Origin of the sequence: Pseudonocardia broussonetiae, from assembly GCF_013155125.1 — a bacterium.
Taxonomy (GTDB): Bacteria; Actinomycetota; Actinomycetes; order Mycobacteriales; family Pseudonocardiaceae; genus Pseudonocardia; species Pseudonocardia broussonetiae.
Genome location: NZ_CP053564.1, coordinates 4,755,148 through 4,778,168, shown reverse-complemented (window position 1 = coordinate 4,778,168; position 23,021 = coordinate 4,755,148). Strand labels below are relative to the sequence as shown.

Here is a 23,021-nt window from a genome sequence, read left to right as displayed (position 1 = left end):
CCACCCCGACCCTCGGCTCCTCCCCGGGCGGCAGCCTCCAGCCCGGCGGCCGCCGGCCCGGCAGCGGCTGCCAGCCCGGAACCGGGGCGGAGGCAGCCGGAACCGCAGGCGGAGGCGCGGCCGGAACCCCGGGCGGAGGCGCACGCGGCCCCGACCGGACGTGTTCCCGATCTCCTGGTCCGCGGAGGACCGGGCCCGCCCCCGCCCGCCGGATACCGTGGCGGCATGAGTGTGCGCATCGGCCTGGGCTCCGTCCGTACCGGTTCGGCCGCCCCCGGGCCTGAGCTCGCGGAGTTCGTCGACGCGTGCGAGGAGCACGGCGTCGACTCCGTGTGGCTGGCCGACCAGGCCTCGGCCCCGTCGATCGACCCGGTCGTCGGGCTGGCCTACGCCGCCGGCCGGACCCGGAAGCTCAAGCTCGGCACCGGGGTGATCGTGCTGCCGGGGCGCAACCCGATGCTGGTGGCCGCGCAGCTCGCGTCGCTGGTCGCGCTCGCGCCGAAGCGGATCCTGCCGAGCTTCGGCCTCCGACCGGCCAGCCCGGCCGAGCGCACGCTGTTCCCGGTGCCCGAGGGGCAGCGCGCCGCCGTGTTCGACGAGGCGCTGACGGTGCTGCGCCGGCTGCTCACAGAGCCCGTCGTCACCCACCACGGCACGTTCTTCCACCTCGACGACGCGCGCGTCGGCCCGCTCCCGGGGCGCCCGCTCGACCTGTGGCTCGGCGGGCAGGCCCCGGCCGCCCTGCGCCGCATCGGGCGCCTGGCCGACGGCTGGCTGGGCGCGTTCCTCACGCCCGGCGAGGCCGCCGCCTGCCGCGCCGGGATCGAGGCGGCCGCGGCCGAGGTCGGCCGCGCGATCGAGGACGACCACTACGGCACCAACCTCGCCGTGCTCCCGTCCGACGTCTCCGAGGCCGAGCGCGACGACGCGCTGGCCGCCGCCGCGAAGCGCCGCCCCGACCTCGACCCCCGCCTGCTCGTCGCCGACGGCTGGGCCGCCGCCCGCGAGCACGTGCGCGCGTTCGTCGACGTCGGCGTCACGAAGTTCGTGGTGCACCCGGGCGTGGCCGTGGCGTCGTGGTGGGGCTTCGTCGACGCCTTCGCCGCCGAGCTGCTGCCGGAGCAGACGTGAGCGACGGGCCCCGGCACCTGGCCACCCGCGCGGTCCACGCCGGCAACGCCGTCGACCCGGGCACCGGCGCGATCCGCCGCCCGCTCGTCACCGCCAACTCCTACGCCCTGCCCGACGACCCGTCGGAGCTGTCGTGGTCGGGCACCGGCACCCCGCTCTACACCCGTAACGGCGGCGCCAACCAGGGCTGGCTGGAGGAGAAGCTCGCTGCCCTCGACGGCGGGGAGTCGGCGCTCGCGCTGGCCACGGGCGTCGCGGCGCTGCACGCGGTGTTCTTCACGCTGCTGCGCACCGGCGACCACGTCGTCTGCTCCGACGTGACCTACGCCGCCACGCACCAGCTGCTCACGGCGCTGCTGCCCGACAAGTACGGCATCGAGACCACGCTCGTCGACTCCGCGGACCCCGACGCCGTGCGCGCGGCGATGCGCCCGACGACCCGGCTGGTGCACGTCGAGACCCCGGCCAACCCGACCACGAAGATCACCGACGTGGCCGCGGTCGCCGAGGTCGCGCACGCGGGCGGCGCGCTGCTCTCGGTCGACGCCACCTTCGCGACGCCCGTTCTGCAGCGCCCGCTGGAGCTCGGCGCCGACCTCGTCGTCCACTCCCTGACCAAGTACGTCAACGGCCACGGCGACGCCATGGGCGGCGCGGTGATCGGCTCGGCCGAGCTCGTCGAGCGGATCCGGCTGGAGGCGGGCGTCAACGCCGGCGCCACGATCAGCCCGTTCAACGCCTGGCTGATCATGCGCGGGGCGGTGACGCTGCCGATGCGGATGCGGGCGCACTGCGCGGGCGCGCAGGTCGTCGCGGAGTTCCTGGCACAGGACCCCCGCGTCGCCTACGTCGCCTACCCGGGCCTGCCCGACCACCCGCAGCACGCGCTCGCCGCCCGCACGCTCGACGGCGGGTTCGGCGGGATGCTCGCCTTCGCCGTGCGCGGCGACCCGGCCACGCAGAACCGGTTCGTCGCCGCGCTGGAGCTGATCACGTCGGCGGTGTCGCTCGGGCACGACGAGTCGCTGGTCGTGCACGTCGGCACCGACGGCCCGCGGGCCGCGCACTGGCCCGCGGAGTTCCGCCGGTGGGGGCACCTGCGCCTGTCGGTCGGGCTGGAGGACCCGCGCGACCTGGTGGCCGACATCGAGCAGGCGCTTGCGCGCACCCTCAGCTGATCCTCGGCGCGTCCCCCCACGCCGCGTCCCGCAGCACGAACTTCTGGATCTTGCCCGTCGACGTCTTGGGCAGCTCGCCGAACGTCACCGACTTCGGCGCCTTGAACCGCGCGAGCCGCTCCCGCACGTGCTCGATGATCTCCGCCTCGGTCGCGCTCGCCCCCTCCTTCAGCGTGACGTAGGCCGCGGCGACCTCGCCCCACCGCTCGTCGGGCACGGCGATGACGGCCGCCTCCAGCACGGCCGGGTGGTCGGCGATCGCCTGCTCCACCTCGACCGACGCGATGTTCTCCCCACCCGAGATGATCACGTCCTTGCTGCGGTCGCGCAGCTCCACGTAGCCGTCGGGGTGCAGGACGCCCAGGTCACCGGTGCGGAACCAGCCGTCGGGCACCGCCTCCGCCGTCGCCTCGGCGTCGATCCCGCCGTCGGCGGCGAGGTAGCCGAGCATGACGTTGTTGCCGCGCAGCGCGATCTCCCCGACCGTCTCGCCGTCGCTCGGGACGTCGGTGCCGTCCTCGGTGACGACGCGGACCGCGCAGGAGATCATGTTGCCGACGCCCTGGCGCGCCTTGCGCCGCGCCTGCTCGGCCGCGTCGAGGGCGTTCCACTCGGGGCGCCAGTCGCAGATCATCACGGGCCCGAACGTCTCGGTGAGCCCGTAGAGGTGCGTGACGTCGAACCCGAGCTCGCTCATCCGGCGCAGGATCGCGGGGCTCGGCGGCGCGCCGCCCGTGGCGATCTTCACCGGCGGACCGTCGAGCGGCGCGGCCTCCTGCGCGTAGGCCAGCATCGAGAGCACCGTCGGGGCGCCGTTGAGGTGCGTCACGCCCTCCTCCCGGATCAGGCGCCACACCTCCGGCGGGTCGACCTTGGGCAGGCAGACGTGCGTGCCGCCGGCCGCGGTGACGGCCCAGGGGAAGCACCAGCCGTTGCAGTGGAACATGGGCAGGGTCCACAGGTGCACGGCGCTCGGCGTCAGCCCGGTGTGCCCGACCATGGCCAGGGCCTGCAGGTAGGCGCCCCGGTGGTGGTACATCACGCCCTTGGGGCGGCCGGTCGTGCCGGAGGTGTAGTTGATCGAGAGCAGGCCGCGCTCGTCGTCGACGGCCACCGCCGACGGGGTGGCGCCGGCCAGCAGCGCCTCGTACTCCTCGCCCGCGCGGATCCGCCGCGGCGGCGCGTCGACGCGGCCGAGGGCGTCGTCGACGAGGTCGTCGAACGACGGGTCGTGCACCAGCACCGACGCCCGCGAGTGCTCCAGGATGTAGGCGACCTCGCCCGCCGAGAGCCGCGTGTTCACCGCGACGAGCGGGACGCCGGCCCACGGCACGCCGAAGTTGGCCTCGAGCAGCACGTGGGTGTTGGGCGCGAGGACCGCGACCGGCCGCCCGTCGGCGATCGCCGCCAGCCCGCCCGCGAGGCGCCGGCAGCGCTCGTGCAGCTCAGTGTAGGTCCAGCGCCGGTCACCGTCGACGACGGCGGTGCGGTCGCCGTGGGCCGCGGCGGCGCGGTCGAGGAAGGACACCGGGGTCATCGGTTCGAAGGAGTGCTCCACACCGTCGAACCTAGGCGATGAGTCGGGCGCGGTCAGCGGGTCTGATGTGCGTCACGACGGCGAGCGGGAACGGTGGTGGACCGGATGGTCGAGCAGGTGCTGGGGAGCGGGGAGATCACGGCGGCGGTGGGGCGGGAGCGGCGCGAGTTCGCCGACTGGCTCGAGGAGCTGGGCGACGCCGACTGGGACGCGCGGTCGCTGTGCACGGCGTGGACGGTGCGCGAGGTCGTCGCGCACCTGACCTGGACGACGCGGGCGAGCATCCCGGTCCTGGTGCGCGCCGCGGTCCGGGCGCGGGGCAGCTTCGACCGCATGGAGGTGGACCTCGCGCGCGACCGCGCGGCCCGGTTCACCCCCGCCGAGCTGGTCGGGCAGCTGCGCGAGAGCGCCGAGTCCTCGCGCCGGTTCCCCGGCAGCACGCCGATGGACCCGCTGATGGACCTGGTGATCCACGGCCAGGACGTCGCCCGGCCGCTGCGCCGCCCCCGCGAGGTGCGGACGGAGGTGGCGCTGCCCTCGCTCGTCTACGTCGCCGCGAACCGCTTCATGGGCGGGCCGAAGCGGGTGGCGGGCCTGGAGCTGGTCGCGTCGGACGCGGAGTGGTCGAGCGGAGAGGGCCCGGCGGTGCGCGGGACCGTCGCCGACCTGCTGCTGGCAGTGAGCGGGCGGCCCGCCGCCCTGCCGCACCTGTCCGGGCCCGGCGTGGACGTGCTCGCCGGGAGGCTCGCGACCGCCTGAGCGGTGTGGCAGCGTGCAGGGCATGGCATGGGACTTCTCCACCGAACCGGAGTTCGAGGCGCAGCTGGAGTGGATGCGGGGGTTCGTCCGCGACGAGATCATCCCGCTGGAGGTGCTCGACCTCGACCGGCCCGCGTACGACCGCATCACCGCCCCCCTCAAGGAGCGGGTGAAGGAGCGCGGGCTGTGGGCCGCCCACCTGCCGCCGGAGCTGGGCGGCGGCGGGTTCGGGCAGGTCCGGCTGGGCCTGATGCACGAGATCCTGGGGCAGTGCCGCTACGCGCCGGGGATCTTCGGCAACCAGGCGCCCGACTCCGGCAACGCCGAGCTGCTCGCGATCGGCGGCTCGCCCGAGCAGAAGGAGCGGTGGATGTTCCCGCTGCTGCGCGGCGAGCTGCGCAGCTGCTTCTCGATGACGGAGCCGGGCGCGGGCGCCGACCCGACGCTGCTGTCCACGCGGGCGGTCCTCGACGGCGACGACTACGTCATCGACGGCCACAAGTGGTTCAGCTCCAACGCCTCGCAGGCCGACTTCCTCATCGTCATGTGCGTGACGGACCCGGACGTCTCGCCGTACCAGGGCTCGTCGATGATCATCGTGCCGACCGACACCCCCGGGGTGACGATCGTCCGCGACATCCCGGTCATGGACCACCCCACGCACTCCCCCGCGCTCTACGGCGGGCACGCCGAGGTGCTCTACGAGGGCGTGCGCGTGCCGAAGGAGAACCTCGTCGGCAACCCCGGCGACGGCTTCCGCCTCGCCCAGCAGCGCCTGGGCCCGGGCCGCATCCACCACGCGATGCGCTGGCTCGGGCAGTCCCGCCGGGCGTTCGACATGCTGTGCGAGCGCGCCGTCAGCCGCCACACCCACGGCTCGGTGCTGGCCGACAAGCAGATGGTGCAGGACTGGGTCGCCACCAGCGCCGCGGAGATGCAGGCCGCGCGGCTGATGACGCTGCACGCGGCGTGGACGATGGACCAGGTCGGGGCGTCGAACGCCCGCCTGGAGATCGGAATGATCAAGTACTGGGGCGCGAAGGTGCTCCACGACGTGATCGACCGCGCCATCCAGGTCCACGGCTCACTCGGCTTCTCCGGCGACCTCCCGCTCGAGGAGATGTACCGCGCCGCGCGCGCCGCCCGCATCTACGACGGCCCCGACGAGGTGCACAAGGCGACGGTCGCCAAGCGCATCCTGCGCGGCTACACCCCGACCGACGTGCCGACCGAGCACGTGCCGACGCGCGCGAAGGCCGCGCGGGAGCGGTTCGCGGAGCACCTGGACGCGGTGACGGCGAACCTCTGACGCGCGGTTCCGACGCGAGCGAACGGCACTTTCACCCGACCTCGTTGAGCGAGAGTGCCGTTCGCGCGGGAACCAAAGGGCTGCTAGCGGGCCGGCGCGCCCGTCGCCCCCGCCTGCGCGGCCTTCTCGTGCAGCCGGGTGCGGATCTCGTCGGGGGTGTAGGCCCGCCGCTGCCGCTCGGCCCGGGCCGTGACCACGCCCGTCGCCGCGACGCCCGCCAGCCCGGCGAGCCCGATCACCTTCCACCAGCGCATCTCGCTACCGTACCGGCGTGCCGCCACCTCGATCGGGCAAGACGGTCATCACCCTCGACCGGGCCTGCGAGCTGGCCCGCACCGGGGACATCTGGGTCTTCCGCGGCAGCAGCGGGGCCGACCGCGCGATCCGCGGGCTGACGAACTCGCCGGTCAACCACGTCGGCATGGCGGTGGTGGTCGACGACCTGCCGCCGATGATGTGGCACGCCGAGCTGGGGCGCTCGCTGCTCGACCTGTGGACGGGCACCCACCAGCGCGGCGTGCAGCTGCACGACATGCGCGACGCCGTGCTGCAGTGGGGCCACCGCTACGGGCAGCGCGCGTGGCTGCGCCAGCTGGAGGGGCCGGTCGGGCCGGCCGAGGAGGACGGCGCGCTGCGGGCCGTCGCCCGCCTGGACGGCACCCCGTTCCCCTCGACGGCCCGGCTCACCGGGCGCTGGCTGTGGGGGCGGACGCCGCAGCTGCCGTGGCGCGACGGCGGCACCCGCGAGGGGGCCGAGCCGGTGGGCCTGGAGACCGCCTACTGCGCCGAGGTCGTCGCCCTCACCTACGAGGAGATGGACCTGCTGCCGCGCCACCGCCGGCCGAACTGGTACGACCCCGGCCGCTTCTGGAGCGGCGACGACCTGGAGCTGCGCGCGGGTTTCCGGCTCGGCGGCGAGATAGAGGTGGCCCTGCCGCCCGCACCCGGGGCCGTCCCGGCGCCGCTGGAGACCGCACCCCGGCCGGCCTGGCGCCGGGCGCTCGACAGGGTCAGACCGGGTCGCCGGTGACCGCCTGCCGGTAGTCCCGCACCATCTCCGTGGCGTCGCCGAGGAACCGGCGGGCCGCGGCGAGCTCCGCGGCGTCGTACCCGGCGAGCACCTCCTCCATCCGGGCCCCCAGCGGCCCGAAGAACGCCGACGCGACCTGGTCGGCCGCGGCGCCGTAGTGCAGCGTGATGCGGCGGCGGTCGCGGTCGTCACGGGCGCGGCGGACGTGGTCGGCCCGCTCCAGCCGGTCGACGACGGCCGTGGTCGCGCCCGAGGACAGGCCCAGGTGCCGCCCGAGCCGGCCCGGCGTCAGGGGGTCGCCCGCGCGGTCGGCCTGCATGACGGCGAGCAGCGCCGCGAGGTCGGTGGCGTGCAGGGCGTGCCGCTCCGCGAAGACCTGCGAGAGCCGTTCGGCCTCCCCCGCGTACGCCTGCAGCAGGCGCACCAACTCGTCCCGATCGGCGTTCACCCCTCGACGATAGCAGCCATCTCGACGGTCAAGAGAACATTGATTCCGGCTCCCGGACCAGAATGGGGACCCGGATCGACAATGCCACCGCACATCGTTTATCGTGACCGCAGAACAATTGAGCACCCCCGAGAAAGGCACGTGCGTGGCGAAGCACACCACCGTTACCCTGGTCGACGACATCGACGGTTCCGAGGCCGACGAGTCGGTCGAGTTCGCGATCGACGGGAAGTCCTACGAGATCGACCTCTCCACCGCCAATAGCTCCCGTTTGCGTGACGCGCTCGCCCCGTTCGTGTCCGCCGCCCGCCGGGCCGGCGGCCGTCGCAGTTCCGGGGGATCCGCCACGTCGGCGCCCTCGCGGCCGAGCACCGACCGCGAGCAGAACCAGGCGATTCGCGAATGGGCCGTCGCGCAGGGCATGAAGATCTCCGAGCGCGGGCGCATCCCGTCCAACGTGCTCGAGGCCTACCACCAGAACCACTGATCGGTCCGTTCAGGGGGCCGTTCGGCGCCACACCACGTCCTCGCCCGCCTCGGCGGAGGTGCGTTCCTCCTGGGGCGGGCGGCGGGCCACCTCGGTGAATCCGAGCCGCCGCGGAACCGCGCCACTGCGCGCATTCGCCACGTCGTGCACGATCTCGACCCGGTCCGCGCCGATCCGGAACGCCTCGGCGGTGAGCGCGGCCGCCGCGGCGGTCACGTATCCGTTCCCCGTGTGCGCGGGGTGCAACCAGTAACCGATCTCCATACCGCCCGGACCGATCCGGTCGGTCATTCCGCACGCGCCGACCAGGGTGCCGTCGGCCAGCCGGATCGCGTAGCCGTAGCCCCGGCGCTCCGCCCAGTCCGCGTGCACCTGCTCGATGTGGTGGCGGGCGTCGGCGTCGGAGTAGCCGTGCGCGGCCCACGCCATCCACGGCGCCAGGTGCGTCAGCGAGTCGGCGGCGGTCCGGTACAGCTCGTCGACCTCGTCGAGGGCCCACCGGCGCAGCATCACCGGTCCGGCGGGCAGCTCCTCGCGCGCGACGTCCACGCGGCCATGGTGCACCCTGCTGTCGGTGCAGTGGACCCTCACCAGACCGTCAGGAGCAGGTGGTTGACCGCGAGCGCGAGCGCGGCCTGCGCGGCGAGCCAGGCCCGCGCGTGCGGCAGCCGCGCGCACGCGACCACCAGCCACACCGCGAACGGCAGCCAGATCCGCTCGACCTCGGCCTTGCTCAGCCCGGACAGGTCGGCCAGCAGGACCGCCGCCGCGGCCGCGACCACGAGCCAGACGGCGGGGCGCGGGAGGTCGAGCCGGCGGAGGCCCGCCACCACGGCGGGGCCGAGCGCGAGCGCCAGCGCGGCGAGGTTCGCCCACACGAAGTAGGAGTAGGGCCGGGTGGCCGCCACGCTCAGGGCGTAGATCACCTGCACGCGCGCGAAGCCGTCGAACCACCAGAACCCGGCGAGCGTGAACGCGGCGACGACGAGCGCCACCCCGGCCGCGGCGGCGAGCCCCGCGCGCCACGACCGCGTCACGCCGAGCACCGCCAGCGGCACCAGCCCGCCGAGCACGAGCCCGTAGGACAGGTAGAGGCAGGACCCGAGCAGGACCCCACCGGCCACGGACGGCAGCACCCGCTCCCCCGCCGCCCCGAACGCCAGCAGCGCCACCCCCCACGCCAGCACGGCGGCGAACATCCCGTCGGCCGACACGCCCACCCACACCGCGCCGGGGAACAGCACCCCGAACGGCAGCGCTGCCCGGGCCGTCTCCTCGGCCCCCAGCGCCCGCAGGGCGACCGCCACCGCCACGCACGCCGACGCCCCGACCAGCATCGTCACCACGCCCGAGGCCCCGCCGCCGCCCAGCCCGACGCGGTCGAGCAGGACGTAGAGCAGCAGGACGCCGGGCGGGTGCGCGCCGACGTGGGTGACCCAGGTGTCCGCCCCGGGAAGGATGAAATCGGTGAACGTGCGCAGCGTCGCCGGCACGTCGGTGACGCGCGGGACGTCCCACAGGTACTCCTGGTCGCTGGTCAGCCGCTCGACGACCCCGCGCGTCCAGCCGTCGACCAGGGCCAGCGACACCGTCCACAGCGCCGACGCCGCGTACGCCGCGAGCAGCAGCGGGCGCCACGCCAGGCGCCGCGCGAGGTCGGGGCCCCGCACCACCACCGCCACGGCGACGACGAGCGCCACCGGCGTCCCCGGGCCGGCGTGCGGCAGGTGCACGGCGAGCAGCGGCGGCAGGCCGAGGAAGATGTCGGTGCCGCCGGCCTTGAGGACCTCCCCGACGACGTGCGCCGCGACGACCAGCCCCGCGACCGCGGCGACGGCCAGCAGGTCCCACCGGGTGCCGCGCCGGACCGGCGTCGTGACGTCCACCGGCCCATGATCGCGGGTCACGTCCGCGCGTACGCCCGCCGCCCCACCGTCGACAGGACCGCCACCGGCACCGCGGCCGCCACCGCCAGCCCGAAGACCAGCGGGTACGAGCCCGCCTCGGCCAGCGGGGCGAACAGCGCCGTGCCCGCCGCGCTGCCCAGGAACAGCGAGGCCGCGAACAGCGCCACCGCCGACGCCCGCTCGGCGGGGACGACCTCGGTGACCCAGGTCTGCAGCGTCGAGTGCAGGAAGGCCCACGCGCCGCCGACCAGCACGCCCGCGACCGTGATCGTCACCAGGTTCACCGCCACCCACGGCACGATCCAGGCGGCGACGAGGAACGTGCCCCCGATCGCCGCCAGCCCGGCCGGGGGCACCCGCCCGACGAGCCGGCGCACCAGCCGCGACCAGGCCAGTGCCCCCACCCCGTAGCCGGCCGCGACCAGGCCGGCGACGGTCGCGCTCGTGCCCAGGGACTGCGCGGCGGGCGCGAGGAAGGTCAGGACGCCGAGGACGACGACCCCCTCGGCGAACGCCAGCGCCAGCACCGCGAGCGCCCACGGCGTCCGCACCACCCCGCGCAGCGACTGCCACGGGTTGCCGGCCGTGAGCTCGCGGTCGGGCTCGGGCAGCCGGGCCAGCGCGAACCACAGCACCACCGCGGCCGCCGCCGTCGCCGCGGGCACGGCGCGCCAGCCGACGAGGTCGGCGAGCAGGCCCGCGCCGGCGGTCGCCGCGGCCACGCCGAGCGAGGACGCGGCCAGCACGTCCGACAGCGGGCGCTGGCGCACCGCCACCGGCCAGGCGTCGCCGACGTAGACCAGCGTCGACGGGATGAGCGCGGCGAAGCTGCCCCCGGCCACCGCACGCGTGATGCCCAGCGTCAGCAGGTCCGGGGCCAGGACCGAGCCGACGCCGCCCAGCGCCGCCCCGACCAGCGCGATCCGCATGACCCGCACCCGCCCGATCCGGTCGCTGACCAGCCCCCACACCGGCTGCATGAGGCCGTAGGCGAGGAAGTAGACGCTGGCGACCGTGGCGACGGCGGCCAGCGACGCCCCCAGGTCCAGCGAGATGACGACGAGCAGCGGGGCGATCGCGAACCGGTCGCAGGTGCTGGTGAGGGCGGCGGCCTGGAGCAGGCGCAGCCGTCGGTCGAGGCCCGTGGTCACCGCCCGACCCTCCTCCCCGGTGGCCTGCGCCGCCCGCCCGGGCCCCGTGACGGACGCCACCCCCTTGCCGCCCGGGCGGGCCGGGGCCAGTGTGAGGGCGTGGACACCGCAGTCTCCGGCCCGCTGATGAGCGGGATGACGATGAGCGACCTCGTCGCCCGCTTCGCCCGCACCACGCCCGACCGGGTGGCGCTGCGCGACGGCGACCTGACGCTGACCTGGGCGCAGACCCACGAGCGCGTCTCGCGGATGGCCTCGGCGCTGACGCGCGCGGGGGTCGTCCCGGGCGACCGCGTGGCGGTGCTGGCGCTCAACTCCGTGCCGCACCTCGAGGCGATGGCCGCGGTCCTGCGGGTCGGCGCGATCTGCGTGCCGGTGAACTTCCGGCTGGTCGCGGCCGAGGTCGCCTACGTCCTGGGCGACTCCGGGGCCTCGGTCGTCATCGCCGACGACACCTTCGCGCCGCTCGCGCAGGCGGCGGGCGCGAGCACGGTCGTCACGATCGGCGCCGGGTACGAGGACCTGCTCGCCGCGGGCTCGCCCGAGCACGCTGAGCTCGCCGTCGACGACCGCGCGCCCGCGTTCATCATGTACACCTCCGGCACGACCGGCCGCCCCAAGGGCGCGGTGCTCTCGCACCGCAACCTCTACCTGCACGCGTTCAGCAACCTCGTGCACGCCGGGGTGAGCGGGCCGGGGGTCGGGATGTCGGGGGCGCCGCTGTTCCACATCGCGGGCACGTCGGGCTACTACAACACCCTCGTCGCGGGCGGCACCACCGTGCTGACGCCCTCGGGCGGGTTCGACCCCGCCGGCATGGTCGACCTGCTCGAGCGCGAGCGCGTCACCTCGGTGTTCTTCGTGCCGGCGCAGTGGGCGGCGATCGTCGCGCTGCCCGGGATCGCCGAGCGCGACCTGTCGGCGCTGCAGCGCGCCATCTGGGGCGCCGCGCCGGCGTCGACGACGCTGCTGCGCACCATGATCGCGACGTTCCCGCAGGCCGAGGTCGTCACGGCGTTCGGGCAGACCGAGTGCAGCCCGGTCACGTGCATGCTCGGCGGCGAGGACTCCATCCGCAAGATCGGCTCGATCGGGAAGCCGATCCTCAACGTCGAGGTCCGGGTCGTCGACGAGGACATGCGCGACGTGGCACCGGGCGAGGTCGGCGAGATCGTCTACCGCGGCCCGACCGTCATGAGTGGCTACTGGAACAAGCCCGAGGAGACGGCCGAGGCGTTCCGCGGCGGCTGGTTCCACTCGGGCGACCTGGTCCGCGCCGACGACGAGGGCTACCTCTACGTCGTCGACCGCAAGAAGGACATGATCATCTCCGGCGGGGAGAACATCTACTGCGCCGAGGTCGAGAACACCCTGGCCGCGCACCCCAAGGTGGCCGAGGTGGCGATCATCGGCGTGGCCGACGAGCGCTACGGCGAGGCGCCGCTCGCGGTGATCGCCCCGCGCGACCCGGCCGACCCGCCCACCGCCGCCGACATCGAGGCGTTCTCCCGCGAGCACCTCGCCGCCTACAAGCGCCCGCGCGACGTCGTGATCGTCGACGCGCTGCCGCGCAACCCCAGCGGCAAGGTCCTCAAGACCGCATTGCGCACGCAGTACGGGGCGACGGCGGTGGTGTCCGCGCCCGCCGTCTGAGCGCCTACCGTTCGGCCCATGAGTGATCTCGATCCCGAGGAGTTCCGCCGCCTCGGACACGCCGTCGTCGACTGGGTCGCCGGGTACCGCGCCGGCATCGGCGAGCACCCGGTGCGGGCGCAGGTGGAGCCGGGCTGGGTGCGGGAGCGGATGCCGGCGCTGCCCGAGCAGCCCCAGCCGTTCGACGCCCTGCTGGCCGAGCTCGACCGCGTCGTCGTCCCGGCCACCACGCACTGGCAGGCCCCGGGCTTCTTCGGCTACTTCCCCGCCAACGCCTCGCTGCACTCCGTGCTCGGTGACCTCCTGTCGGGCGGGCTGGGCGTGCAGGGCATGTTGTGGTCGACCTCGCCCGCGGCCACCGAGGTGGAGCAGGTCCTGCTCGACGGGCTCGCCGACGCGCTCGGCCTCGACCCGGCCTACACCTGGGCGGGCGGCGGGGGCGGCACGATCGCCGACTCCGCGTCCTCCGCCGCGCTCGTCGCGCTGCTGGCCGCGCTGCACCGGACGTCGGGCGGGGCGTGGCGGGAGCGGGGCGTCGACGGGACCGAGCGCGTCTACGTCACCGCGGAGACGCACTCGTCGCTGGCCAAGGCGGTGCGGGTGGCCGGGCTGGGTGCCGCGGCGCTGCGGATCGTGCCGCCGTCACCCGGGTCACTGGCGATGTCGGCGCAGGCGTTCGCGGAGATGGCGGCCGAGGACGTCGCCGCGGGGCTGCGGCCCGTGCTGGTCTGCCCGACGATCGGCACGACCGGCACCGGCGCCGTCGACCCGGTGCGGGAGATCGCGCTGGCGGCGCGCGAGCACGGCACCCCGGGCCGCGAGATCTGGGTGCACGTCGACGCGGCCTGGGCCGGCGTCGCGGCGCTGTGCCCCGAGCACCGGGACGTGATCGACGGCGTCGAGCTCGCCGACTCCTTCTGCACCGACGCGCACAAGTGGCTGCTCACGGCGTTCGACGCGTCGCTGCTGTGGGTGCGCGACGCGGCGGCCCTGCCCGCGGCGCTGTCGATCACGCCCGAGTACCTGCGCAACAGCGCGACCGACTCTGGCGAGGTCGTCGACTACCGCGACTGGCAGGTGCCGCTGGGCCGCCGGTTCCGGGCGCTCAAGCTGTGGTCGGTGCTGCACGGGTTCGGGCTGGAGGGGGTGCGCGCGCACCTGCGCGGGCACGTGGCTCTGGCCGCGGAGCTGGAGTCGTGGATCGTCGCGGAGCCCGGTTTCGAGCTGGCGGTGCCGCGGTCGCTGTCGCTGGTGTGCCTGCGGCTCTCGGCCGGCGATGAGGCGACCAGGGCCCTGCTGGAGCGCGTGAACGCCACCGGCCGGGTGCTGCTCACCCACACCGTCGTCGACGGCCGCTACGTCATCCGCGTGGCGATCGGGTCGGTCGCCACGGAGCGCGAGCACGTCGAGGAGCTGTGGGGTTTGCTCACTTCACGCTGATCAACTCGTTGCCCAGCAGCGGGGCGACCGGGCGGCAGGGCAGGTCCTGCGCGTCCTCCGGGTCGAGCGCGTTGAGGATGATCTGCCCGGTGCGCTCGGAGAAGATGATCGACAGGTGGTCGGAGAAGTCGATCTCGCAGCCGTCCTGCACGACGATGTTGGTGGCGCCCTCGAGCACGCCGCTGGTGTAGGGGACGACGAGCTGGTCGTAGCGCGTCATGACGGTCGTGTAGTCGATCCCCTCGACGCGGGTGCCCGCGGCGGCCATCCGGTCCAGGTAGTCCGAGCCGGAGACGAACTGGGGGCAGGAGCCGCAGGCCAGGGCGACCGGGGCGCCGGCGGCGTCGCGCACGCCGAGGGCGTCGACCAGCGCGTCGACCGGCAGCGGGTCGGCGAGCGTGCCGTCGTAGAGCGGGGTGACGGCCACGTAGTCGTCGACGACCTCGTTCCCGCCGAGGAACTGCAGCCAGTACTGCGGCATCAGGGTGCCCTCGGAGTGCCCGACGAGGTCGACGCGCTCCGCCCCGGTCGCGGCCAGCACGCCGTCGACGAAGGCGGCGAGCTCCTCGGCGCTCTGCTCCATCGGCCGCAGGCCGCCGACCTGCTCGCCCGCGAGCGCGGTGCCGTAGGTGAGCGCGAAGACGCAGTAGCCCTCGTTGGCCAGCAGCGGCGACATCGTCTGCCAGTTGACCGTGCGGTTCGCGCCCAGGCCGTGCACGAGGACGACGGGGTCGGGGTGCTCGGCGGTGGGCTCGCAGTCGTCGTCGTTCGAACCGGGCGGGCTGGAGCCGGGCGCCGCCGCCTCGGCCGCGAGTGTGGCCAGCGCCCCGTAGGGCACCGGCAGGTCGGCCTCCTGCGCGGACGCCGGGACCACCGCCAGCCCCGCCACCAGCGCCGCGACGAGCGCGGCACCTCCGACCCACCGCGCGCGCTGTCCCCGACCCATACCTCGGGAACGAGCGGGGTTACCGCAGGTTACGGGCGATCGTCACGCAGCGTCGGGGATGCGGTGGCGGAGCAGGACCCGGCTTCCCCGTTCGTCATAGTGGATGAGGACCGATTCGGACATCGTGCTCATCAGCGGGATGCCGCGGCCACCCTCGGTGGGCTGGTCGACGGGCGGCTGCCAGTGGCCGTGGTCGACGACCTCGATGCAGAGGGTCGCGGGGCCCTCGGCGTCGGCCGCCTCGGTCCACAGGGTGAGCTCGACGGCACCGGACTCGTCCGGGCCGTAGGCGTGGCGGACGGCGTTCGCGGCGGCCTCGTCGACCGCGAGGACGACGTCGGCCGTCTCGTCGTCGGTGAGGGACAGCGGCGCGAGCCACCCCGCGAGCTCGTGGCGGATGACGGTCAGTTGGGCGGGATCGGCGGGCCAGCTGCGGTGCACGAACTCGACGTGCCCGGGGACGGGGGACGACATGATCGTGTTTGCCCCGGCGCTCGCCGCGACAAACTCCGCCCGTCGCGCACGGGGTGCCGCTGGGCGGGTCGGGCTACCACTCGTCGGCGCCGCTGAACGACGTGGGCGGTGGGTCGAGGCCGAGCAGGGTGCGGGCGGCGGTGAGGTCGAGGGTGCGCTCGACGCCGAGCTGGCTCACGGCGAAGCGGGTCAGGCGCGGGGGCGCGGGCCGGCGCAGCGCCCGGAAGGCCCCCTCCGCCGCGCCGGCCAGCGCCCACGCGAGGCCGACGGGCACGTGCCGGACGGTGACGTCGAGACCGCGGGCGTGCAGCAGCGCGGTGAGGGCGGCGTCGAGGGTGACGGGTGCGGCGTCGCCGACGTTGTAGGTGCCGGGCGGGCCGGTGCAGCCGAGCAGGCAGGCCTGGGCGAGCGTGGCGACGGCGGTGAGGGTGTGCCGCGCTCCCCCGTCGCCGGCGACGACGAGCGTGCGGCCGCGGACGGCGCCGAGGATCCGCGGCAGGAGCGTCGGGTCGCCGGGGCCGTAGACGGCGTGCGGGCGCAGGACGACGGTGTCGGGCCGCCCGGCGAGCAGGCGCTCGGCGGCGGCCTTCGAGGCGCCGTAGGGGGTGAGGTGGCGGGCGGCGGGTCCGGCGGACTCGGGGGCGTCGACGGTCGGGACGAACGGGTCGTAGACGCTGGCGGTGGAGACGTGCACCAGGCGCGCGCCCGGGAAGGTGCCGGCCACGTGCCGCGTGCCGTGCAGGTTGGCGGCCCAGACCGGGGCGGGGTCGCCCCAGTCGGTGACGGCGGCCGCGGCGTGCACCACGGCGTCGACGGGGGGCGGGTGCGGCATCGGGCCGGTGGTGACGTCCCACTCGCGGCGGGTCAGGGCGTGGACCTCCCAGCCGCGGGCGCGGGCCGCGGCGACGACCGCGGAGCCGACGAACCCGGCCGCCCCGGTCACGGCGAGGCGCATCACCGCTCCTGCAGCAGTCGGACCAGCGCGGCCCGGTTGGGCTTGCGGGTGCGCCCGGCCACCGGCACGGCGTCGACGAGGACGACCTCGTCGGGCAGGGCGGCGGCGTCGATCAGCGCCGGCAGCGCGGCGCGCACCCGGCGGTCCAGCCCGGGCGGGGTACCGGGGGCGGCGACGAGGGTGAGCACGACGCGGTCGTCGCCGATGGCGTCGGGCACGCCGACGAGCAGGGCCTGGGCGACGCCGGGCAGCCCCGTGATCGCCGGCTCGTGGAGGCCCGGGTAGATGTTGGTGCGGCCGCGGATGATCATGTCGGTGGCGCGGCCGTGCAGGACGATCGCGCCGCCGCCGTCGTCCTTGTCGTCGATGCGGGCGAGGTCGCCGGTGGTGTGCTCGGTGCGCCGGGGCTCGCCCAGGTAGTGGCCGAGGTTCGCGCCGCCGACGACGAGCCGCCCCTCGTCGTCGACGCGGGCGCGGACGCCGGACAGGGGCGCTCCGACGAGGTCGCCGGGGCCGGGGTGGGCGAGCTTCTCCTCCGCGGTGGCGATCGCGACGGGCAGGATCTCGGTCATCCCGTAGACGGCCAGGAACTCGACGCCGGGCAGCGCGGCGCGGGCGCGGCGCAGCAGCGGCGGCAGGACGGGGGCGGCGCCGAGCAGCACCTGCCGCAGCGAGCCGGGCAGGGCGACCTGCCCGCGCTCGACCGCGTCGAGCACCGCCGCGAGATCGGCCGGCACGAGGAACGTGTGGGTGGCGCGCTGCCCGCCGACCTCCGCGGCCAGCCCGCGGGCCAGCTCGTCCGGGCGGGCGGCAGGCGCGAAGCCGTAGGGCGGCATCGACCAGTGCCCGCCGCCGACGAGTGCCGGGAGGCCGAGCAGGAACTGGTCGGTGTGCACGCGGGTGCCGGGGCCCAGCGCGCAGCGGGTGGAGAGGACGTCGAGCGCGGCGCCCAGGGAACCGCGGGTGTGGACGACGGCCTTGGGTGCGGCGGTGGTGCCGGCGGTGAAGACGACGACGGCGTCCTGGTCCGGGGCGCTCTCGCACCTGGCCCCGACCTCGGCTCTCCCCTCGGGCCCGGTCTCGGGGTCCGGACGGAGCAGCGCCGCCAGCGGGATCGCGTTCCGCGGAACACCGGGCAGCCACCGGCCCGCCCGGATGTGGCGCACCGGCAGGCCCGCGTAGTCGGGCAGGAGCACGCCGCGTCGCCGGGCCAGGGCGCGCAGCGGCCGCCGCCCCACGGCGTAGAGCACCGACTCCGCCGCGGCCCAGCCCGGCGCGGCCAGCTCGGTGCGGGCGGCGAACAGAGCGGGCCCGACGCCCGGGTCGATGAACACGACCGTCCCGCCGGCCGCGACGACCCCCAGCGCGAGCACCACCGAGTCCGGGGAGGGGCGGACGGAGAACAGCATCCGCTCCCCCGGCGTGAAGCCGGCCCTGGTGAGGTGGGTGGCGACGGCGCGGATCCGCTCGCCGAGCTGGGAGTAGGTGAGCGTTCCGCGGAACGCGGTGGTGCGCTCCGGCCGCGTTCCGCGGAACGCGGGCACGTGCTCAGCCAGCGTTCCGCGGAACGCGTTCTGGCCCTGCGCGAGCGTTCCGCGGAACGCGAACCGGCCCCGTGTGAGCGTTTCGCGGAACCCGGGGAGGCGGTCGTCAAGCGTTCCGCGGAACGCAGCTCGGCGGTCTGCCAGCGTTCCGCGGAACGCGTTCCCACGTCCCGAGCGCGTTCCGCGGAACACGGTCAGCCGGTCGGCGAGCGTTCCGCGGAACGCACTCCCCCGCGGCGGCGGGCCGGTCAGGGCGGGAGCGTCGCCGTACCGGTCCGCCGCGGCGAGGACCGCCACCAGCAGGTCCGGCAGGTCGGTCCCGGGAGGGTGGACGGGCGTGTCAGCCACCCCGCACCACCATCTCCCGGTAGGCCGGGATCAGCACCCGCCGCGCCACCCGCCTCCGCACGAGCCCCAGCGGCCGCTCCCCGTGCGCGTCCAGAACGGCGTCGAGCACGAGACGGACCTGCGCCGTCGCCAGCGGCATCCCGAGGCAGAAGTGCGGGCCCGCCCCGAACCACAGGCGGCGGACCGCGGGCGGGTGCGGCCGATCCGGGTCGAAGCCGCCGTAGGCCCGCGCCGCCGACACCGTCGCGATCACGACCCGGTCGCCCGGCACGACCTCGACCGTCCCGATCCGGGCCGGGGCCGCGACCCGGCGCAGCATCACCGGCGAGGGGACGGTGACCCGCAGGGCCTCCTCGACGCACGCGTCGACGCGCCCGCGGTCGGCCGCCAGCGCATCGAGCAGGCGGGCGTCGTGCAGCAGCGCCACCAGCCGCGGCAGGAACGACACGACGGTCTCGGTTCCCGTCAGCGCGAACGCCGCGACCGCCCCCAGCGCCTCGCGCTCGGTCAGCCCGAGCTCGCGCATCCGGCCGGGGACGGTGGCGGGGTCGCCGTCGCGATAGGCGTCGGCGGCGGGCGCGGTGATCCCGGCCAACGCGGCCCGGCCCCGCGCGACCTGCCGCGCCGTCAGCTCCGGACGGGCTAGCCGCACCATTCCGGTCACGGCGGTGGCCGCGGCGAACGCCGGCCCGGCGGCGTCGCGGGCGTCCAGCCCGACCAGCCCCGCGATCACCGCACCCGCCGCCTGCTGCGCCACCGGCACCAGGTCGACGGCCTCCCCCGTGACGAGCCGGTCGCGCAGCTCCGCGCACGGCCCGGCCAGCACCCGCGCGCACAGCGCCGCCACCGCCGACGGCGTGAACAGGTCGGCCAGCGCCCGCCGCAGCGCCGCGTGCTCGGCGCCCTCCATGTTCAGCAGCACCGACGGCCCGACGACCGGCGTCCAGAGCGCCGCCGGCGAGCCCGGCCCGGTCTTGGCGAACGAGGCGGTGTCGGTGAGCACGGCCCGGGCGAGCGCGGCGTCGCTCACGACCACCCCGACCCGCGGCACCCGCACCACCGGCCCGATCCGCGCCAGCGCCCGGACCAGCGGGTACGCCACCGGGTGCGCCCCCAGCTGGACCCGCCGCTCCCACGTCCCGGTCGTGAGTGGCGATCGTGCCTGGAGCCACGATCGCCGCTCACGGGCGGCGGAGCCGCAGATCAACGGATGTCCACGTGAGCGGGGCGGTAGCGGTGGTCGGCGTACCAGCCCAGCGTCCGGACCAGCCCCCACGCCCGCACCCGCCGGCTCGACCCCCGCACGACGACGTCGCGCCGCGCGCCGTAGCGGGTGGTCAGCGGGCGGACCGCGTTGACCAGCGCCCGGTCCTCGTGCACGTCCTGGATCCGCGTGCGCGGGAAGCCGCCCGCCCGCTCGTACAGCTCGGCCGTGATCGCCATGTTGCACCCCGCCGACATCACGTAGGGCCCGAGCGCGCCGGCCACGCGGTTGCCCGGGCGGAACCGGCCGAACGTCCCCGCCACCCCGACCGCCCCGACGAGCACCCCGCGCTGCCACGCCGGCAGCCCCTCGTCGCGGCGCGGGAGCAGCCGTCCGGCGACGAGGTCGAGGTCGGCGAACGCCACCTTCACGCGCGCGGTCCAGTCGGGCGCGGGCAGGCAGTCGGCGTCGGTGCGGGCGAGGTGCGTCGCGCCCGCGGTGATCGCCCACCTCATCCCGGTGTCCGCCGCCGCGCCCGTCCCGCGCTGCGGCTCGACCACGATCTCGGCCGGCAGACCGTGCGCGCGCACCACCTCGGCGGTGCCGTCGGTCGAGGCGTTGTCGACGACGACGAGCCGGAAGTCGCGGTCTCGCTGCGCCGCCAGCGCGTCGAGGGTCGCGCCGATGCCGGCCGCCTCGTCGAACGCGGGGACGACCACCCAGAGGTTCACAGGCGGACCACCGTGATCCCCAGGCTCACGCCGCCCGCCAGCCCGACGAGAGCGACGAGGTCGCCCGGCCCGCACCGCCCGAGCTCGCGCGCGGTGACCAGCTGCAGCGGCAGGCTCGCCGAGGCGACGTTGCCGTGCTCGGCGACCGTGACCACCAGCTTGTCGGCGGGCACCCCGGCCCCGCGCGCGAACACCTCGAGGTAGGGCAGCGACACCTGGTGCACCGCGACGACCGCCATGTCGTCCCAGGTCAGGTCCAGCCGCGCGAGCGTGTCGTCGAGGATCCCGGTGCCGACGGCCAGGAACGCCGCCTTGAGCCGGGCGGAGTCCATCGCGAAGTAGGTGTGCTCGACGTCGCGCGGGTGCAGCGACCCGCCCGCCGCGAGCGTGCCCGCCTCCCAGTGCCGCGAGTCGGCGGTGAACCCCGAGCCCAGGATCCCGCTGTCCGCGTCGCCCGGGACGAGCAGCACGGCGGCGCCCGCGTCCGACAGCGTGTAGCCGGGGAAGGCGCGCAGGAAGCCGCGGATGCCCTCGACGTCCCAGCGCACGGCCCGCGACGGCGTCTCCCCGCTCACCACGAGCACGCGGCCGTAGCGCCCGGTCGCGATGAGGGCGTCGGCGACCTCCATGCCGTTGAGCACGCTGTTGCAGGCGTTCTTGACGTCCATCACCGGGCACGACAGCTCCAGCTTGGCCGCCACGATGTGCGCCGTCGCGGGCTCGACCATGTCCTGGCTGGCCGAGGCGAAGAGCAGCAGGTCGACGTCCTCGGCCGCGGTCCCGGTGGCCGCCAGCAGCTTGCGCGCCGCGGCGACGGCCAGGTCGGAGGCCTGCTCGTGGTCCCCCGCGACGTGCCGGGCGGTGATCCCGGTGAGCCGGTGCACCATCCCCGCCGGCGGCGACCAGCCCGAGGCCCCGATCCGCGCCTCGACCTCCGCGGTGCCGACCCGGTGCCCGGGGAGGTGCACCTCCACGCCCGCGATCCGCGCGCCCACGTCCACCACCTCCACCGGCCCCGACGACCGGGACGAGCAGAACCCTAGAAGGCGCCGGGGCGGCGCCACGACCGTGCGACTACGGATCACGTTCGGCGTCTCAGATTCGGTGAGGCTAACCTCGCCTCGACCCTGACCCCGCTCGAAGGACGCCCATGTCCCACCGCTCCCTGCTCACCCGCGCCGCCGCGGCCCTCGCCGTCGGCGCGGCGGTCCTCGCCGGTTGCGCCTCCCCGGCGGAGACCCCCGCCACTCCCGCTGCCCCCGCCGCGGACGGCGCCTACCCCGTCACGATCCCGAACGCCTACGGCGAGACGACGATCCCGGCCGAGCCGACGCGCGTCGTCGCCGTCGGGTTCAACGAGGCCGACTTCCTGCTCGCGCTGGGCGTCGTCCCGGTCGGCGTGCGCGACTTCATCGGCGAGTACGACGAGACGGCCCGGCCCTGGGCGCAGGAGGCGCTGGCCGGCGCGCAGCCCGCCGACGTCGGCGGCACCGAGATCAACGTGGAGGCGATCGCCGCGCTGGAACCCGATCTGATCATGGGCGTCTACTCGTTCATGGACCGGGCGACGTACGACGCCCTCAGCGCGATCGCCCCCACCGTCGGCCCGGTGTCGGCCGACGGCACCGTCGGGTGGGAGGAGCAGACGCGCATCACCGGCACCGCGCTCGGGCGCGAGGAGCAGGCCGCCGACGCGATCGCCACCGTCGAGCAGGCGTTCGCCGACGCCCGCGCCGCCCACCCCGGGTTCGCCGGGCGCGAGGTCACCATCGACCTGCCCGTCAACGGGGTGGCCTACCTGCTGGGCGCCGACGACCTGCGCTCCTCGGTGTTCACCGGCGTCGGCCTGACCGTCCCCGAGGCGACCACCGAGCTGGGCCCGGAGACCATCGGGCAGCTGGACAGCGACGCGCTCGTCGTCCTGGGCGCCACCGCCGAGGACATGGCGGGCGACCCGCTGTTCCAGAGCCTGCCCGTGGTCCAGGAGGGCCGGACGATCTTCACCGGCGGCTACGAGGAGGACTTCAACGGCGCGATCGGCTTCGGCAGCCCGCTGAGCCTCCCGTACGCGGTCGAGCTCATCACCCCGCAGCTCGCGGCCGTCCTGGGCTGAGCCCCGACCGTGACCCACGGCCCGGGGGTCGTGTGCCAAGATCCCCGCCGTGCAGGGATTCCGACTCAACGGGTCGCGGGTGCTCGAGATCGACCTGGCGGGCGACGCCGTGCGCGCGTCCACCGGCTCGATGATCGCCTACACCGGTGATGTGACGTTCAAGAACGCCGGCATGGGCGGCGGCGACGGCCTGATGGCGGGCCTCAAGCGCCGCGCCGCCGGCGAGTCCGTCGCGCTGATGCACTGCACGGGCCACGGCACCGTGTGGTTCGCCAAGGACGCGATGGAGGTGCTGATCGTCGAGCTGAACGGCGACACGCTGCGCGTCGAGTCCGAGCAGCTGCTCGCGCTGTCGGACAAGCTCAAGACCGACGTCGCATTCGCCGGGGTGCGCGGCGCGTCGTCCGGGCAGGGGCTGTTCACCACCACCGTCACCGGCTACGGGACGGTCGCGCTGCTGTCGGCGGGCGGGCCCCCGATCGCGCTGGAGGTGTCGCCGCAGTTCCCGCTGGTCGTCGACCCGGACGCGTTCGTCGCGAGCCAGGGCCAGCTCAACCAGTCGTTCGTCACCGACGTGTCGTGGCGCAACCTCGTCGGCGAGAGCTCCGGGGAGGCGTTCTCCCTGCGCTTCGACGGCAGCGGCGTCGTGTACATCCAGCCCGAAGAGCGCTGAGGA

Annotated in this window: 23 protein-coding genes; 10 read left to right on the top strand and 13 right to left on the bottom strand. The window is 75.4% G+C overall.

Annotated features, from left to right (window positions below; translation table 11 throughout):
* The first annotated feature begins 225 nt into the window (after positions 1–225).
* Positions 226–1,131, top strand: coding sequence for a TIGR03854 family LLM class F420-dependent oxidoreductase (locus HOP40_RS23255; RefSeq protein WP_172161949.1), 906 nt, complete (start codon positions 226–228; stop codon positions 1,129–1,131).
* Positions 1,128–2,309 (top strand): trans-sulfuration enzyme family protein, encoded by a 1,182-nt coding sequence (locus HOP40_RS23250; RefSeq protein ID WP_172161947.1) that lies wholly within the window; start codon positions 1,128–1,130, stop codon positions 2,307–2,309. Before HOP40_RS23255 ends, HOP40_RS23250 begins: the two co-directional genes overlap by 4 nt.
* Here HOP40_RS23250 and HOP40_RS23245 read toward each other — a convergent pair.
* The gene (locus tag HOP40_RS23245; protein ID WP_172168947.1) at positions 2,302–3,846 is read right to left on the bottom strand and encodes an acyl--CoA ligase family protein; all 1,545 of its coding nucleotides are present in this window, start codon (positions 3,844–3,846) and stop codon (positions 2,302–2,304) included. The two genes, HOP40_RS23250 and HOP40_RS23245, sit on opposite strands and share 8 nt — an antisense overlap.
* 105 nt (positions 3,847–3,951) lie before the next feature.
* On the opposite strand from HOP40_RS23245, the gene HOP40_RS23240 reads away from it, so the two are divergent.
* Both HOP40_RS23240 and HOP40_RS23235 read left to right on the top strand, forming a co-directional pair.
* Entirely contained in the window at positions 3,952–4,605 is a 654-nt protein-coding gene (locus HOP40_RS23240; protein ID WP_172168944.1) for a maleylpyruvate isomerase family mycothiol-dependent enzyme, read from the top strand.
* Between the two features lie 22 nt (positions 4,606–4,627).
* Positions 4,628–5,914, top strand: a complete 1,287-nt coding sequence (locus HOP40_RS23235; protein WP_172161945.1) for an acyl-CoA dehydrogenase family protein — start codon at positions 4,628–4,630, stop codon at positions 5,912–5,914.
* 83 nt (positions 5,915–5,997) lie between these two features.
* On the opposite strand, the gene HOP40_RS23230 is transcribed toward HOP40_RS23235, so the two are convergent.
* Positions 5,998–6,168 (bottom strand): hypothetical protein, encoded by a 171-nt coding sequence (locus HOP40_RS23230; protein WP_172161943.1) that lies wholly within the window; start codon positions 6,166–6,168, stop codon positions 5,998–6,000.
* 17 nt (positions 6,169–6,185) lie between these two features.
* Here HOP40_RS23230 and HOP40_RS23225 point away from each other — a divergent pair, with 17 nt between their 5' ends.
* Entirely contained in the window at positions 6,186–6,944 is a 759-nt protein-coding gene (locus HOP40_RS23225) for a hypothetical protein (RefSeq protein ID WP_240157226.1), read from the top strand.
* On the opposite strand, the gene HOP40_RS23220 is transcribed toward HOP40_RS23225, so the two are convergent.
* Positions 6,925–7,392 (bottom strand): MarR family winged helix-turn-helix transcriptional regulator, encoded by a 468-nt coding sequence (locus HOP40_RS23220; protein ID WP_240157225.1) that lies wholly within the window; start codon positions 7,390–7,392, stop codon positions 6,925–6,927. The genes HOP40_RS23225 and HOP40_RS23220 overlap by 20 nt on opposite strands.
* Positions 7,393–7,537: 145 nt before the next feature.
* On the opposite strand from HOP40_RS23220, the gene HOP40_RS23215 reads away from it, so the two are divergent.
* Positions 7,538–7,879 (top strand): histone-like nucleoid-structuring protein Lsr2, encoded by a 342-nt coding sequence (locus HOP40_RS23215; protein WP_172161939.1) that lies wholly within the window; start codon positions 7,538–7,540, stop codon positions 7,877–7,879.
* Between the two features lie 9 nt (positions 7,880–7,888).
* On the opposite strand, the gene HOP40_RS23210 is transcribed toward HOP40_RS23215, so the two are convergent.
* Genes HOP40_RS23210 through HOP40_RS23200 form a run of 3 tightly spaced genes read right to left on the bottom strand, consistent with a single transcriptional unit; the run spans position 7,889 to position 10,937 of the window.
* The gene (locus tag HOP40_RS23210; RefSeq protein ID WP_240157224.1) at positions 7,889–8,428 is read right to left on the bottom strand and encodes a GNAT family N-acetyltransferase; all 540 of its coding nucleotides are present in this window, start codon (positions 8,426–8,428) and stop codon (positions 7,889–7,891) included.
* Positions 8,429–8,466: 38 nt separating this feature from the next.
* Positions 8,467–9,765 carry a hypothetical protein gene (locus HOP40_RS23205; protein WP_172161937.1) on the bottom strand — a complete coding sequence of 433 codons (1,299 nt, stop codon included), beginning with the start codon at positions 9,763–9,765 and terminating at the stop codon, positions 8,467–8,469.
* A gap of 17 nt (positions 9,766–9,782) precedes the next feature.
* Positions 9,783–10,937: an MFS transporter gene (locus HOP40_RS23200; RefSeq protein WP_172161935.1), complete on the bottom strand. Its 1,155-nt coding sequence runs from the start codon at positions 10,935–10,937 to the stop codon at positions 9,783–9,785.
* A 99-nt stretch (positions 10,938–11,036) separates the two neighbouring features.
* On the opposite strand from HOP40_RS23200, the gene HOP40_RS23195 reads away from it, so the two are divergent.
* Positions 11,037–12,590, top strand: a complete 1,554-nt coding sequence (locus HOP40_RS23195; RefSeq protein WP_240157223.1) for a long-chain-fatty-acid--CoA ligase — start codon at positions 11,037–11,039, stop codon at positions 12,588–12,590.
* 18 nt (positions 12,591–12,608) lie between these two features.
* A complete protein-coding gene (locus tag HOP40_RS23190) occupies positions 12,609–14,030 on the top strand; it encodes a pyridoxal-dependent decarboxylase (RefSeq protein WP_172161933.1) in 1,422 nt (473 codons plus the stop codon).
* Here HOP40_RS23190 and HOP40_RS23185 read toward each other — a convergent pair.
* The 7 genes from HOP40_RS23185 to HOP40_RS23155 all read right to left on the bottom strand — a co-directional run bounded on the left by HOP40_RS23185 (position 14,017) and on the right by HOP40_RS23155 (position 21,227).
* A complete protein-coding gene (locus HOP40_RS23185) occupies positions 14,017–14,976 on the bottom strand; it encodes an esterase/lipase family protein (protein WP_172161931.1) in 960 nt (319 codons plus the stop codon). The two genes, HOP40_RS23190 and HOP40_RS23185, sit on opposite strands and share 14 nt — an antisense overlap.
* A 42-nt stretch (positions 14,977–15,018) precedes the next feature.
* Positions 15,019–15,450, bottom strand: a complete 432-nt coding sequence (locus HOP40_RS23180) for an ATP-binding protein (RefSeq protein WP_172161929.1) — start codon at positions 15,448–15,450, stop codon at positions 15,019–15,021.
* A 73-nt stretch (positions 15,451–15,523) separates the two neighbouring features.
* Entirely contained in the window at positions 15,524–16,405 is an 882-nt protein-coding gene (locus HOP40_RS23175) for an NAD-dependent epimerase/dehydratase family protein (RefSeq protein ID WP_172161927.1), read from the bottom strand.
* A complete protein-coding gene (locus HOP40_RS23170) occupies positions 16,405–17,949 on the bottom strand; it encodes a class I adenylate-forming enzyme family protein (protein ID WP_240157222.1) in 1,545 nt (514 codons plus the stop codon). Before HOP40_RS23170 ends, HOP40_RS23175 begins: the two co-directional genes overlap by 1 nt.
* 340 nt (positions 17,950–18,289) lie before the next feature.
* The gene (locus HOP40_RS23165) at positions 18,290–19,399 is read right to left on the bottom strand and encodes a cytochrome P450 (protein ID WP_240157221.1); all 1,110 of its coding nucleotides are present in this window, start codon (positions 19,397–19,399) and stop codon (positions 18,290–18,292) included.
* 101 nt (positions 19,400–19,500) lie between these two features.
* Positions 19,501–20,232, bottom strand: a complete 732-nt coding sequence (locus HOP40_RS23160) for a glycosyltransferase (protein WP_172161925.1) — start codon at positions 20,230–20,232, stop codon at positions 19,501–19,503.
* Positions 20,229–21,227 (bottom strand): 3-oxoacyl-ACP synthase III family protein, encoded by a 999-nt coding sequence (locus HOP40_RS23155; RefSeq protein WP_172161923.1) that lies wholly within the window; start codon positions 21,225–21,227, stop codon positions 20,229–20,231. The genes HOP40_RS23160 and HOP40_RS23155 overlap by 4 nt, the downstream gene beginning before the upstream one ends.
* Positions 21,228–21,382: 155 nt before the next feature.
* Between HOP40_RS23155 and HOP40_RS23150 the strand changes: the two genes are divergently transcribed.
* Together HOP40_RS23150 and HOP40_RS23145 are read left to right on the top strand one after the other, a co-directional pair.
* Complete coding sequence (locus HOP40_RS23150) at positions 21,383–22,345, top strand: iron-siderophore ABC transporter substrate-binding protein (protein WP_172161921.1); 963 nt, start codon at positions 21,383–21,385, stop codon at positions 22,343–22,345.
* A 49-nt stretch (positions 22,346–22,394) separates the two neighbouring features.
* Positions 22,395–23,018 carry an AIM24 family protein gene (locus HOP40_RS23145; protein ID WP_205346887.1) on the top strand — a complete coding sequence of 208 codons (624 nt, stop codon included), beginning with the start codon at positions 22,395–22,397 and terminating at the stop codon, positions 23,016–23,018.
* Positions 23,019–23,021 lie beyond the last annotated feature (3 nt).